The following is a 12,216-nucleotide window of genomic DNA, read 5'->3' on the forward strand; positions in this document are numbered from 1 at the left end:
TAACGCGTGACCCAAAGCGTTTGACTATCTAAACTGCCCGCACGCATAGCAATACGCCATAACCGGGAAGCCCATGGACCTACTCCATCGTAACAATGTCAGCGTGATGGGCTCCGGGACCTCGACCCTGGTGTTTTCCCACGGGTTCGGTTGCAACCAGGCCATGTGGAACTACCTGGCGCCGCACTTCCTGGAACGCTTTCGCGTCGTGATGTATGACCTGGTAGGCGCGGGCCTGTCTGACCTGAGTGCCTTCGACAAGGCCAAGTACAGCACGCTGGACGGTTATGCCCGGGACCTCAATGAAATTATCGATGCCTATGCCGTTGGCCCCGTGATCCTGGTGGGGCATTCGGTGAGCGCGATGATCGGTGCCCTCGCCGACCGCCTGGCTCCGGGCCGAGTCGCGGCCCATGTCATGATCGGGCCGTCGCCGCGCTATATCGATGACGACGGGTACATCGGTGGTTTCAAGCACAGCGATATCGACGACTTACTCGATACCCTCGACAGTAACTACCTCGGCTGGTCAAGCGCCATGGCCCCGGTGATTATGGGCGCGCAAGGTCAATCGGCGCTGGGTGTAGAGTTGACCGAGAGTTTCTGCCGCACTGAACCCGAGATCGCCAAGCAATTCGCGCGGGTCACGTTTATGTCGGATAACCGCCAGGACGTGATCGGCCTGGCGACCCCGGTGCTGATCCTGCAATCGACCGATGACCTAATCGCCCCCGTGGCCGTAGGCGAATACCTGCACCGCGTGCTGCCCAACAGCAGCTATTGCCTGGTGGACAACATCGGCCATTGCCCGCACATGAGCGCGCCACAGGCCTGCGCTACGGCCATGGACAGTTTCCTGGCCCCTTGGGCGGCTGCACGTGCAAGCTGACCTGTTCGACAGCGCGGCCTGCGCCCTGGCCGTCACCTCGGAAGACGGCATGATCCTGCAAGCCAATGCGCGCTTCAGCGAGTGGCTGGGGTTCAGCACTACCGCGCTGTGCGGCAAGCGTTTCCAGGATTTGCTGACCATGGGCGGGCGCATTTTCCACCAGACGCACCTGGCGCCCATGTTGCGCATGCATGGCAGCGTCACCGAAGTGAAGCTCGATATGCTGCACCATGACGGGCACAAGGTCACCGTGCTGCTCAACGGCATCAAGCGTGAACACGCCGACGCCGTGGTGTACGACCTGGCCCTGTTCGGCACCACCGACCGCGACAAGTACGAACGCGAGCTGCTCAACGCGCGCAACCTGGCCGAAGCGTTGTTGCAGGAAAAAACCGCCGCCGAACTCGCCTTGAAGCAAGCCCAGGCCGAACTGAGCGAGGCCTATACCATTTCCCAACGCCGCGCGTTGTTCGCCGAGCAGATGGTGGCGATTGTCAGTCATGACCTGAAAAACCCACTCACGGCCATTCGCATGGCGTCCGACTTCCTCAGTCGCGGTGAGCGCACGCCCAAGGAGCAGCAGTTGCTCGGGCATATTGGCCAGTCGTCCGAGCGTGCCCAGCGCATGATCGCCGATCTGCTGGACTTCACCCAGGCGCGGGTCGGCCAGGGCATCGTCATCAAGGCCACCTCCATGGATTTGCATAGCGTGATTCATCGCACCGTGGATGAACTGCGCGTGGCGTTCCCCAAGGCGACGCTGGAGCACCACGCGATTGGCAGCGGCAATGCCCATTTGGACGCAGACCGCGTGCAACAGATCATCGGCAACCTGGTGGCCAACAGCGTGGCTTATGGCGATTTGCAACGGCCGATCAGTATTACCTCGCGCCTGGGCGAAGGCCGCTGCGAAGTGTCAGTGCACAACCACGGCGCAGCCATACCGGAGGCCTTATTGGCCGGGCTGTTCGAGCCCATGACCCGCGGCACCGACCAGGGCAGCGATGTGCGCAGCGTGGGCCTGGGCCTGTATATCGTGCGCGAGTTGGCCAAGGTACACGGTGGGGATGTGGCGGTGACTTCCTGTGCAACCGGCGGCACCACCTTTACCGTGACATTTCAAGGCACGTAGGCGCTGCCCTGCATCACCGGCTCCACACTGCCGGTCAATACCACACCGCCCTCGCCCGTCCAATGCACGGTCACCGTGCCGCCGTCGCACTGCACCTGCACCGTGGTATCCAGCAGCCCGCGCCGGATCCCGTTGACCACCGCCCCACAGCAGCACGACCCCGAACCCAACGCCACACCGCCACCGCGCTCCCAGATGCGCAGGCGGATATGGCTACGGTCGAGCACTTGCACGAAATGCACATTGGTCCTGGCCGGGAACAGCGGGTGAATTTCCAGCGCAGGGCCCAGGCCTGCTACGTCGACAGCCGCGATATCGTCGACGAAAAATGTACAGTGGGGGTTGCCCATGCTGCACGCCGCCGGGCTGCCTTCGACAGGCAATGTCAGGGTGTCCATCGCGGTGGACAGAGGCACGGCCGCCCACTCCAGCGAGGGCTTGCCCATGTTCACCGACACTTGCCGCCCCGGCGCACGCACGCAGGTCAGCAGGCCGCGGTCGGTACGCAGCACGATCGAATCCGTGCCGGTTTCATGCATCAACCGATCGGCCACGCCACGGGTGGCGCTGCCGCAAGTGGCCAGCGGCGTGCCATTGGCGTTCCAGAAGCTGATACGTGCGGCCGCCTCTTCACAATCGTACACAACGGCCAATTGGTTGAAGCCGATACCGGTGTGACGGTTGCCCAACTGACGGGCAATGGCCGCGGTGATGGGATCGTCCAAGCCACGGCGATCAATGATGATGAAGTCGTCGCCGTGGGCGTGCATCTTTACGAACGGCAAAAGCATGGGCTGTCCTGTGGTCGACTCGTGGGGGAACTGAAGGATACTCTGAACGCGCACGCCTTTATCGAGAGCCCCCCATGCTAATTGTCTTCAGCGGACTGCCCGGCACCGGCAAGACCACAATAGCCCGTGAACTGGCACACCGGACCGGTGCGGTTTACCTGCGTATCGATGTGATTGAACAGGCGATACGCGATGCCGCCGTGCTGGCCGGCGATGTCGGGGCCAGCGGCTACAGCGTGGCAAACGCACTGGCGTTGAGCAATCTGCGACTGGGCCACTGCGTGGTGGCCGACTGTGTGAACCCGGTCAAGGAAAGCCGGGATGCGTGGAAGGCTGTGGCGGCAATGGCAGCGGTCGAGTTGACGGATATTCTGGTGATTTGCTCTGACCGCCAGGAACATCAACGGCGGGTGGCAACCCGAAAAGCAGATATTCCCGGCCTGACGCCTCCCACTTGGCAGTCCGTCCTGGCGCATGAGTTCGAGGCGTGGGACGAGGTGCCGCTGACGGTCGACACCGCCCTCATGACCCAGGATGAGGCTGTCGCAATGACGCTGGCGAACCTCAGAGCAAACTCCCCATAGCCTTCATCAACACCAGATCGCGCGCGTAAATATCCGGGGCGTACACCAAGCCGCCCTGGCGGTCGACCTCAACCGTCCAGTAGCCCAACAGCACCGGCACTGGCGTGGCCAGCCTGAACTCATGGGTCACGCCGGTGGCCAGCAACTCATCGGTGCGCGCGCGTTCGGCCGGGCTCACCAGTAAATCGCGCAGCAGCAGCGGTTGCTCGACCCTCACACACCCCGAGCTGAACGCCCGCGGCCCTTTGGTAAACAGGGGCTGGCTCGGCGTGTCGTGCAGGTACACCGAGTACGGGTTGGGGAAGCGCATGACGATCTTGCCCAGCGGGTTACGCGGACCGGCTTCCTGGCGCAGCAGGATATTGCCGGGACGCGCCCAGTCGATTTGTTCGGGGGCCAGCGGGTGGCCTTCGGCATCAAGCACTTGCAGGTTTTGTTGGCGCAGGTATTCGGGGTTGAGGCGGATGGCCGGGAGTTTGTCCTCGCGCATGATGGTAGGCGGGATGGTCCACGTCGGGTTGAGGGTCAGCCGGGTGATGCGCGATTTGAGCAGCGGCGTCTGGCGTTCGGCGCGGCCGACTTGCAGGCGGGTCTGCCACACGGGGATGCCGCTCTGGTACACGCTCAGTTGCGCGGCGGCTACGTTGACCAATACGCCTTCGGGCTCCAGGTCCTGGGCCAGCCAGCGGAAGCGCTCAAGGTTGATGCGCAGCTGTTCTCGGCGCATCGCCGGGCTGATATTCAGTTCGGCCACAGTGCCCGCGCCGATCACGCCATCGGCTTGCAAGGAGTGGCTGAGCTGGAAGGCCTTTACCGCCTTGACCAACTCATCGTGGTATTGCTTGCCGCTCGACGCCGTGGCCAGGTAGCCGCCGCTGATCAAGCGCCGTGCCAGCTCCGGTACACGCGGGTCTTCCATGCCGGGGCGCAACAGCGGGCCACTGCCGACCGGGTCCCAATGCGGCAACGGCTGCTGGCGCACAGTGGCATAGGCGTTGCGCAGGCTGCGGTATAAGTCGGCGCTGGGACGTGCCTGGTCGAATGCCTGGGCCATGTCTTGCAGGCCCGCGGCGGCAAAGGCCAGCACTTCGGTGTTGGGGTCACGGGTGGGCGGCTGCGAATGCCACAACGGTTCGAAACGCGATTGCTGAAGACGTCCGTAGTGCAGGTCCCAGAGCGCTTGCAGGTAATGCTGGCTGGTAGCGATATCGCTGCACAGCACGTTGGTCGTGGCATCCAGCGCAGGCAGGCTATAGTGGGTGGGGTCCAGGCCGTCATCGGCGAGCATCAGCAACTGTGTTTCCAGGGCTTGCCGGCGTTCGTCGGCAGACCACAGCGGCTCATCACCCTGCTGCTGATAAAAGGCTTGCAGACGCGCTTGGGCGGCGCCGTCGATCTGCGGCGCGAGGCTGGGGCAGACGCTGGGCAGTTGGGCCAACGCCTGTTGCACGGGGGCGGTATTGACCAGGGCCGGGGGTGCGACGGGCAAAGGCTCATCGGCTGTCGCGACCAGTGGTGCAACGAGCAGGCAAATGCTCAAGTAACATGCGTGTTTTTTGAACAATTGGCTTAGCTCCAATCCACAGCGGGGGGATGTACTGTAGATGCTGACTTTATTGTGTCGCTTAGGCCTGATCGCCTTGTCCCTGGTTACGTTGAGCAATTCTGCGCTCGCGGCCAATGGGATTCCTCCTAACTTATATAGCAGCCTGGCGCGCTCGGCTCCAGAACTCAATCCCACTGTACTGAAAAGCGCCCTGAGCGCCATGCAGTGTGCCGTCAGTAACGGCGAGGAACGTTCCGAGCGCCTAGCGGTTATTGACTATTCACAGCCCTCGACCGCCCGTCGGCTGTGGATCTTCGATTTGCGCAAGAAGACCCTGGTGCTGCGCGACCTGGTCGCCCACGGTGCCAACTCCGGGGAAAACTTCGCCACCCAGTTCTCCAATCGCGAAGGCAGCCACCAATCAAGCCTGGGCCTGTTCCGCACCCAGGAGAGTTACCTGGGCACCCACGGCTACTCGTTGCGCATGGATGGCCTCGAGCCAGGCTTCAACGACCAGGCACGCGACCGCGCCCTGGTCATCCACGCCGCCGACTACGTCAGCCCGCTGTGGAGCAAGCGCGAAGGCCGTATCGGCCGCAGCCAGGGCTGCCCCGCCGTGCGCCCGCAGGTGGCGCGCCAGGTGGTGGATAAGCTCAAGGATGGGCAGTTCATGTTTTCGTGGTACCCCGACCAGCGCTGGTTGAAGTCCTCGACGTACCTCAATTGCAAACCCCAACAGGTGGCGAGTAGTCGTACAATCCGTGGCGGATAGCCTGTTCCCATCGATAAAAAAGAGAGCCACGCATGCTTCTACATCAATCCACCTGGATCGAGATCGGCCAGTTTCTGGAACGCAGCCGCACGGTGGTAATCCCCATCGGCTCCAACGAGCAGCATGGCCCCACCGGCCTGCTCGGCACCGACTGGATGTGCCCGGAAATCATCGCCCATGAAGCACAGCAGCACGCGGACATCCTGATCGGCCCGACCTTCAATATCGGCATGGCCCAGCACCACCTGGGCTTTCCCGGCACCATTTCCCTGCGCCCTTCCACCTTCATCGCCGCAATCGGCGACTGGGTGCGCTCGCTGGCCGGGCATGGTTTCGAGAAGATTCTGTTTCTGAACGGCCATGGCGGCAATATCGCCACCATTGAAGCGGCGTTTTCCGAGCTATACGCCGAAGCCAGTTTCGCCCGCCGGCCGGCCGGGTTCGCGCTGAAGCTGGTGAACTGGTGGGACCTGGAAGGCGTGACCGACCTGGCCCAACGCCAATTCCCGGTGGGCCACGGCAGCCATGCCACGCCATCGGAGATTGCGGTGACGCAATGGGCGTACCCGGAGTCGATCAAGACCGCCGACTACTCGCCGCAAATCGCCAACACCGGGCCGATCCGTGAAGCACTGGACTTCCGTGCACGCTTCCCCGACGGGCGCATGGGCTCGGACCCGGCGCTGGCAACGGTGGAGAAAGGTGGGGAGTTGGTGGCGTTGGCGGCGCAAGGGTTGGTCAAGGCAGTCAACAGTTTCAGTAACGAAGCCAAACCCTGATCCCTATCTGAATCAAACTGTGGGAGGAGACTTGCTCCCGATAGCAGTGTGTCAGCTAATGCACCTGTGACTGCCCCACCGCCATCGGGGGCAAGCCCCCTCCCACACTCAACCGAGATCGACAGTAAAAAACCGGCCAGCTCCAAGCCCGCCACTCTGGCCTGAGAGATCAATCAAATCTGCTTTTGATCTACACCACTCAGGTCGGCTACCAGGCCGCCGTGCTCTTGCTTTTGATCTTGATCTGAGGCGCCCCGTCAAACACGCTGGCCGAACGCAGGCTTGAATCCGTGGGTAACCCGGCAGGACGCCGGGTTAGCCGCCCCGCGCCATGGATGGCGCGTGGCGGCGACCCACGGATTCAAGCCGGAGTGAGGGCACACCGAGCCTAGGCGAGGTGCCGAGTGTTGGGGCGAAGCGTTTTTGGTTACTTTTGGCGCTCTTCCAAAAGTGACCCGCCGTAAGGGCGGAACCCATAGCAGCCGTGACCTAAATAACGGATATGTACTCGTGCTGATCCAACATCCTGGTCAGCTGTCAGGCCGCCGACGGGTGCAAGCTCCCTCGCCACAGGTCCAGCGTCGTACCCAGCGTTGTGAATCGACTGACACACCGCCATCGGGCGGCCCCCCCGTCCCACATTGGCTATGTATTGCCTGGAATCACATACATTCCTGCGCCGCCTGCTCCAACCGCGACGGCTTGATCGCCGACGCCAGCGGCTTGCGCTCATACAGAAACACCTTGCCGCCCTCCTGGGACTTATAGACTTCCAGCACATCATCGGCCGCAATCTTGCTGGTCAACACCACCTTGGCGTGGCGCGAGTTCTGCGTCACGGTCGAGGTGATCCCATGTTTTTCCAGCTTGGGCAGCACGCACTGCACATAGGCTTCAGGCCCCTTGCTGGTTTGCAGGGTCAGGGTCGGGGCGTTGGGGGCGGACACACAACCGGCCAGCCACAAGGAAGCAAAGGCCAAGGCCGGGGCGAAAAAAGAGCGCATGAAAAATTCCTGACAATAAAAATAAAGGTTCACATCAAGCCGCCACTATCCAGCGCGAAGCAGCGCCTTGAGCGACACATCGAACTGCTTCAAGGCATCGAGCTGCACATCCCGCTGCTGCTCGATCTGTGCGGCAATTTCCGGTGCAGCCTTGTCATGTACCCACACCGACGGCACCTGCTTATGCACCGAGCCTTCGGCCTTGGCGATGTATTGCAGGTTCGCGTCGTAGAACCGCGCAATAAACCGCGCCTCGACCTGGTCGTTACGCTGGGTCAGCAGTTGGTTATGGGTGTCGAGCATCACCACCACATCGGGGTGAGCCTGCACCAAGGCATCCAGGCTGTCGTAGACCGTCACCGACAAAAAAGTGCCTTGCAGCGAACTCATCAACCAGTCGATGGCCAGTTCCGGGTCGGAGCTGTTGACGAACGCCTGGCGGATGCGTCCGTCGAGGGCATCCTTGGCGCCATTCAAGGCCATGTCGTGGTAGCGTTCAAGGTAGCTGAGGTTGTCGCGGGTGTTATCGCTCAACAACACACCCACCGACTGCGCGTGCTGCAGGGATTCTACGCTAGCGCCGAGAGGGAGCAAATGGCCCGAACGCAGATCATCGGCACTTGCCGCGTTGTTGATCGCGACCGTGCCAAGCATCAACATCATTAAGACAAGCTGAATAAACGTCCTCATCGCGCATTTCCTTGAACAGCGTTTCGATGGGGTGATTTTTCCGCTTTTCCTGCAAAAACAGAACTTGCGATCCGTGATGGTGACTATTATCTGAACCGATAGTGCACCCATAAAACCTATAAGGACCACGCTATGAAGCCTCACCAGAAAACCTTCGACCGCATCCGCGAAGCCGTCCTACCGGAATTTCGCGAGCGCGTCGCCGATTACCTGGTCGACTATGAAGACGTGCTGCAGGATGAGGCCGCGGGCGCTGATCAAATCAACGCCAGCGCCCAGCAATTACGCGGCTACCTGCGTGGCCTGAACACCACGCGGGTGCTGGGCATGGCCGACTGGGAGGACCTGGACCGCCGCGTCGTGCACATCACTGAACAGGCTACAGCGCAGGGCGTTGTTGATTGACCCACGCCTGTACCGACGGCCGCTGCCACTGACGCTGCGCGTACTCCACCAGCTCGGCAGGCACGCGGTCGCCGTTGAGGATCAGGCGATTGAGCATCACCGCCAGGTCCACGTCCGCGATGGACCACTCACCGAACAGGTAAGGCGGATTATTCGCCAGCAGCGCTTGCGCCGCACTGATCAACTTGGCGGCCGCCGCTTCAGCCTCGGCGCTCAGTGGGGGCATCTTCTGCCCGTAGAACACCACCAGGGTCGAGCGCTCCTGCCGAATCGGCAACAAGTCGCTGCGCAGCCACGCCTGCACCTGGCGCGCCCTCGCCCGCTGCTGGGGGTCGGCCGGGTACACCGGGGTCTCGGGATAAACCTGCTCCAGGTACTCGGTGATTGCTGAAGACTCGGAGAGCGCAAAATCGCTTTCTACCAACGTGGGGACGCGCTGAGTCAGGGACAGGTGGGCGAAGTCGGCCGCGTGCTGTTGCGCGGCATCCAGGTCCAGGGTGAGCGTGTCGAACGCCAGGCCTTTTTCCCGCAGGGCGACAAACACCGACATGGCGTAGGGGCTGGTGTACAGATGATCAACATACAGACGCAACGGACGCTGGCTCATGACGAATCTCCTTGAAGGGAGCACCACGCTACGAGATGTGCCGCCAGAAAGACAATGCGCTGTTTTTATGGGGGCATTCCTCGGCGGAATACCGGGCTAGCCCGCAAACCCGCCCTTGTTCAGGAAAACGCGCTCTTCGTCTGAGGTCGCCCGAGCCAGCACCTCATTACGATGGGGAAAACGCCCGAACCGCTGGATGATCTCGGCATGTTCCTTGGCCCAATGGTAGGTAGTGGCGCCCAGTGGCTGGTTGAGAACCAGAGAGCGCTGCTGATCCGCCGGGTCTTCCGAATGTTCGAAGGGCAGGTAGCAGAATGCACGCAATGCGAACCAGCGTTTGGGGCCGGCGTTTTTCCAGAAGTCGATGACGGAGTGCGGGGTGTCATTGCTCATTGTCGCTACCTACTCTCAATCGAATCCCTCGACGGTAGCAGAAACCCGGTGTCAATTGTGGTGAGCGGGCTTGCCCCGCTCACCACAACAAGCCCGCCAGCCAGAGACAAGCGTGGTTACCGATCAGAAGTCCACTGTTGCCGAGAGCTTGACGGTGCGCGGCTCGCCCTGGGTCAGGTAGTTATTGGCCGTCGACGCCGACGCCCAATAGGCCTTGTTCGCCACGTTCTCGACGTTGGCGCGCAGGGTGATGTACTTGTCGTCGGCCTTGAAGCCATACCGGGCGCCGAGGTCGACGCGGGTCCAGGCCGGGATGCTCAGGGTGTTGGTGGCGTTGACGTATTCGCCCCCGGTGCGCAGCATTCGCGCGTTGACGGCGGCGCCCTGGAGGCCGGGAATGTCCCAGTCGGCGCCCACATTGTATTGGAAGCGCGGCACGCCGGCAGCGCGGTTACCGTCGCTGAGGCCGTTGGAGGTGTTCTTCAATTCGGTGTTCATCCAGGTAGCGCCGGCCAGTAGACGCAGGCCGTCAACCGGTTCGCCGAAAACGTTCAGCTCCACGCCTTTGTTGATCTGCTCACCGTCGACACTGAAGGTGTCCAGGCTATTGCCGGGCAGGCGCGACGTGGAGCTGTTCGGCTGCTCGATGCGGTACACGCCCAAGGTGGCGCCAACGCTGTCCCAATCCAGCTTCACCCCGGCTTCCGTCTGCTTGCTGCGGTTAGGCGCAAAGACCTCGCCGGGGTTGGTGACATTGCTCAATGGCGCCGTCGGTCCCTGGGCCAGCCCCTCGATGCGGTTGGCATAGAACGACACGTGCTCCCACGGTTTGACCACCAGGCCGTACACCGGCGTGGTGATGCTTTCGGCATAGTTGGCGTTGCGCGCTCCCGTGGTGGTGTTCCATGCATCCACCTCGAGGGTCTGGCGCCGAACGCCCAGGGTCAGCAGCACGCGATCATCGATAAAGCCCAGGGTGTCGGACACCGCCGCGCTCTTGATGCGATTCTTGCCGACGACACGCGGGTCATGGATATCGCTGCCGAAGTAAGTAACGCTCGGGCGCGGAATCTGGGTCGGGTTGTACAGATTGCCCGGTCGGCGGTTGGCCTGCAGGATCGCCTCGAAGGCCGAACGCTGCTCGCCCCAGATCCCCGACAAACCGACGTTCATCTGATGGCTCACCGGGCCGGTGTTGAAATGCCCGTTCAACCCGGCCATGGCGCTCTTGTTATCTTCATCGTGAGGCGAGTACAAAAAGCCCACACGCCCGCTGCCATCATTGCCCACGTACAGCGACGAATACTGGCCATTCTCCCGCGTATGCTTGGCGCCGCCGCCCACATAGGCGGTCCAGCTTTCATTCAAATCGTATTCGGCATTGAACATGCCGTAGGTGTCTTCCAGCTCCGACCAGCTCCAGTCCTGGGCGTAATTGTGCTTGGCTGACGGCGCCTTCGGCACTTGGGTGCCATTGGGGTAGACCACCGAGCGACCGTTGTTGATGCGCTCTTTCTGGTAGCCGAAGTCGGTGGAAATGCGCAGGCGATCGTCACGGTAATCCAGGGCGACGGCCACCAGTTGCGAGCTTTTGAATTCATCCTCAATGGCCGTGTCGCCGCCATGCCTGGCCAGGTTGACCCGCGCGCCGAAGCGGTTGTCTTCGCCAAACCGCTGGCCCAGGTCGAGGTGGCCGCCGCGCTGGCCATCGGTGGTGGTGTCGAGGGTCACGCTGCGAGTGGGCGCGTCTTCGGCGCGCTTGGGCACCAGGTTGACGCTGCCGCCGATGCCGCTGCCCGCTGGCGACACGCCATTGACGAACGCGTTGGGGCCTTTGAACAACTCCACCCGCTCCAACGCCTCCGTGGTGACGATCTGCCGGGGCAGCACGCCGTACAGGCCGTTGAAGGCAATGTCATCGGTGCTCAGCGGCAGGCCGCGAATAGTGAACACCTGGGAAAAGTTGCCGAAGCCGGAAGACTGGCGCACCGACGCGTCATTGAGCAGCACATCGCCCACCGTGCGCGCCTGTTGGTCGGCGATGGTCTTGGCGGTGTAGCTGACCACGCTGAACGGCACGTCATTGATCGAACGAGTGCCCAACACCCCCAGGCGCGCCGAGCGTGCGACCTGGCCGCCGGCGTAGGTGTCCGCCTGCGCCCCGCTCTCCCCACTGATGGTGGTCGCACCCAGCTGCAACGCATCGCCCGTCGCTTCGGGCACCACGGTGTAGCCGTTGGTGCCGGTGCTTTGCAGGGTATAACCGCTGCCTTGCAACAACTGCATGAAGCCCGCTTGTGCAGTGAAACGGCCCTGCAAGCCGGCGCTTTGCTGGTCATTGAGCAGTGTGGAATCAAACGACAACGGCACCCCGGACAACGCCGCGAACTGCGCCAGTACGTTGCCCAACGGCCCCGGCGCAAGGGTGTAGCTACGCACCGCACTGGTCGACGCCGCGTCAGCGGCCACGGCACTGTGCAACGGTGCGATGGCTGCCAGGGCAACGGCCAGGCTCAAGGCCTTCAAGGGGCGGATGGGGTGCGGTGTGAAGGTCATGGGGATTCCTGTCGGCGCGCTGCAAAGTTGAGGGTTCTCCCCTACACCGGGCGACAACGAAAAAGGTA

At 62.3% G+C, this 12,216-nt stretch carries 12 protein-coding genes and 1 pseudogene; 6 read left to right on the plus strand and 7 right to left on the minus strand.

Features of this window, described 5'->3' with window-relative positions; translation table 11 throughout:
• Positions 1-73 precede the first annotated feature (73 nt).
• Both QCBJ_RS10035 and QCBJ_RS10040 read left to right on the plus strand, forming a co-directional pair.
• A complete protein-coding gene (locus QCBJ_RS10035) occupies positions 74-889 on the plus strand; it encodes an alpha/beta fold hydrolase (RefSeq protein WP_102060710.1) in 816 nt (271 codons plus the stop codon).
• Positions 879-2,021, plus strand: a complete 1,143-nt coding sequence (locus QCBJ_RS10040) for a PAS domain-containing sensor histidine kinase (protein ID WP_102060711.1) — start codon at positions 879-881, stop codon at positions 2,019-2,021. Before QCBJ_RS10035 ends, QCBJ_RS10040 begins: the two co-directional genes overlap by 11 nt.
• On the opposite strand, the gene dapF is transcribed toward QCBJ_RS10040, so the two are convergent.
• On the minus strand, positions 2,009-2,812 hold the full coding sequence (dapF, locus tag QCBJ_RS10045; RefSeq protein WP_102060712.1) for a diaminopimelate epimerase: 804 nt from the start codon (positions 2,810-2,812) through the stop codon (positions 2,009-2,011). The genes QCBJ_RS10040 and dapF overlap by 13 nt on opposite strands.
• Before the next feature lie 74 nt (positions 2,813-2,886).
• Here dapF and QCBJ_RS10050 point away from each other — a divergent pair, with 74 nt between their 5' ends.
• Entirely contained in the window at positions 2,887-3,396 is a 510-nt protein-coding gene (locus QCBJ_RS10050; RefSeq protein WP_102060713.1) for an AAA family ATPase, read from the plus strand.
• Here the strand turns inward: QCBJ_RS10050 and QCBJ_RS10055 are convergent.
• On the minus strand, positions 3,377-4,960 hold the full coding sequence (locus QCBJ_RS10055; RefSeq protein WP_102060714.1) for a murein L,D-transpeptidase: 1,584 nt from the start codon (positions 4,958-4,960) through the stop codon (positions 3,377-3,379). The two genes, QCBJ_RS10050 and QCBJ_RS10055, sit on opposite strands and share 20 nt — an antisense overlap.
• 40 nt (positions 4,961-5,000) lie before the next feature.
• Here QCBJ_RS10055 and QCBJ_RS10060 point away from each other — a divergent pair, with 40 nt between their 5' ends.
• Positions 5,001-5,714 carry a murein L,D-transpeptidase catalytic domain family protein gene (locus tag QCBJ_RS10060; protein ID WP_012724707.1) on the plus strand — a complete coding sequence of 238 codons (714 nt, stop codon included), beginning with the start codon at positions 5,001-5,003 and terminating at the stop codon, positions 5,712-5,714.
• 32 nt (positions 5,715-5,746) lie between these two features.
• Positions 5,747-6,493, plus strand: coding sequence for a creatininase family protein (locus QCBJ_RS10065; protein WP_012724708.1), 747 nt, complete (start codon positions 5,747-5,749; stop codon positions 6,491-6,493).
• Between the two features lie 662 nt (positions 6,494-7,155).
• Here QCBJ_RS10065 and QCBJ_RS10070 read toward each other — a convergent pair.
• Both QCBJ_RS10070 and QCBJ_RS10075 read right to left on the minus strand, forming a co-directional pair.
• Complete coding sequence (locus QCBJ_RS10070; RefSeq protein WP_012724709.1) at positions 7,156-7,497, minus strand: hypothetical protein; 342 nt, start codon at positions 7,495-7,497, stop codon at positions 7,156-7,158.
• A 45-nt stretch (positions 7,498-7,542) separates the two neighbouring features.
• The gene (locus tag QCBJ_RS10075) at positions 7,543-8,187 is read right to left on the minus strand and encodes a hypothetical protein (RefSeq protein ID WP_012724710.1); all 645 of its coding nucleotides are present in this window, start codon (positions 8,185-8,187) and stop codon (positions 7,543-7,545) included.
• Between the two features lie 132 nt (positions 8,188-8,319).
• Here QCBJ_RS10075 and QCBJ_RS10080 point away from each other — a divergent pair, with 132 nt between their 5' ends.
• Positions 8,320-8,592, plus strand: a complete 273-nt coding sequence (locus QCBJ_RS10080; RefSeq protein ID WP_012724711.1) for a hypothetical protein — start codon at positions 8,320-8,322, stop codon at positions 8,590-8,592.
• Here the strand turns inward: QCBJ_RS10080 and yfcF are convergent.
• The 3 genes and pseudogenes from yfcF to QCBJ_RS10095 form a co-directional block, all read right to left on the minus strand.
• Positions 8,567-9,199, minus strand: a complete 633-nt coding sequence (gene yfcF / locus QCBJ_RS10085; protein WP_102060715.1) for a glutathione transferase — start codon at positions 9,197-9,199, stop codon at positions 8,567-8,569. The genes QCBJ_RS10080 and yfcF overlap by 26 nt on opposite strands.
• Before the next feature lie 96 nt (positions 9,200-9,295).
• Positions 9,296-9,523, minus strand: a pseudogene (locus QCBJ_RS10090) (DUF924 family protein); the annotation flags it as partial.
• 192 nt (positions 9,524-9,715) lie between these two features.
• Complete coding sequence (locus QCBJ_RS10095) at positions 9,716-12,148, minus strand: TonB-dependent receptor (protein WP_102060716.1); 2,433 nt, start codon at positions 12,146-12,148, stop codon at positions 9,716-9,718.
• Between the last annotated feature and the right edge of the window lie 68 nt (positions 12,149-12,216).

Source organism: Pseudomonas sp. QC2 (assembly GCF_002859085.1).
Lineage (GTDB): Bacteria > Pseudomonadota > Gammaproteobacteria > Pseudomonadales > Pseudomonadaceae > Aquipseudomonas > Aquipseudomonas petroselini.

What these genes read in the sequence shown, in the direction of transcription:
- QCBJ_RS10065 (WP_012724708.1), top strand. Translation starts at nt 5,747, where the DNA reads ATGCTTCTACATCAATCCACCTGGATCGAGATCGGCCAGTTTCTGGAA.
- QCBJ_RS10060 (WP_012724707.1), top strand. Translation starts at nt 5,001, where the DNA reads ATGCTGACTTTATTGTGTCGCTTAGGCCTGATCGCCTTGTCCCTGGTT.
- QCBJ_RS10080 (WP_012724711.1), top strand. Translation starts at nt 8,320, where the DNA reads ATGAAGCCTCACCAGAAAACCTTCGACCGCATCCGCGAAGCCGTCCTA.
- yfcF (WP_102060715.1), bottom strand. Translation starts at nt 9,199, where the DNA reads ATGAGCCAGCGTCCGTTGCGTCTGTATGTTGATCATCTGTACACCAGC.
- dapF (WP_102060712.1), bottom strand. Translation starts at nt 2,812, where the DNA reads ATGCTTTTGCCGTTCGTAAAGATGCACGCCCACGGCGACGACTTCATC.
- QCBJ_RS10075 (WP_012724710.1), bottom strand. Translation starts at nt 8,187, where the DNA reads ATGAGGACGTTTATTCAGCTTGTCTTAATGATGTTGATGCTTGGCACG.
- QCBJ_RS10050 (WP_102060713.1), top strand. Translation starts at nt 2,887, where the DNA reads ATGCTAATTGTCTTCAGCGGACTGCCCGGCACCGGCAAGACCACAATA.
- QCBJ_RS10070 (WP_012724709.1), bottom strand. Translation starts at nt 7,497, where the DNA reads ATGCGCTCTTTTTTCGCCCCGGCCTTGGCCTTTGCTTCCTTGTGGCTG.
- QCBJ_RS10095 (WP_102060716.1), bottom strand. Translation starts at nt 12,148, where the DNA reads ATGACCTTCACACCGCACCCCATCCGCCCCTTGAAGGCCTTGAGCCTG.
- QCBJ_RS10035 (WP_102060710.1), top strand. Translation starts at nt 74, where the DNA reads ATGGACCTACTCCATCGTAACAATGTCAGCGTGATGGGCTCCGGGACC.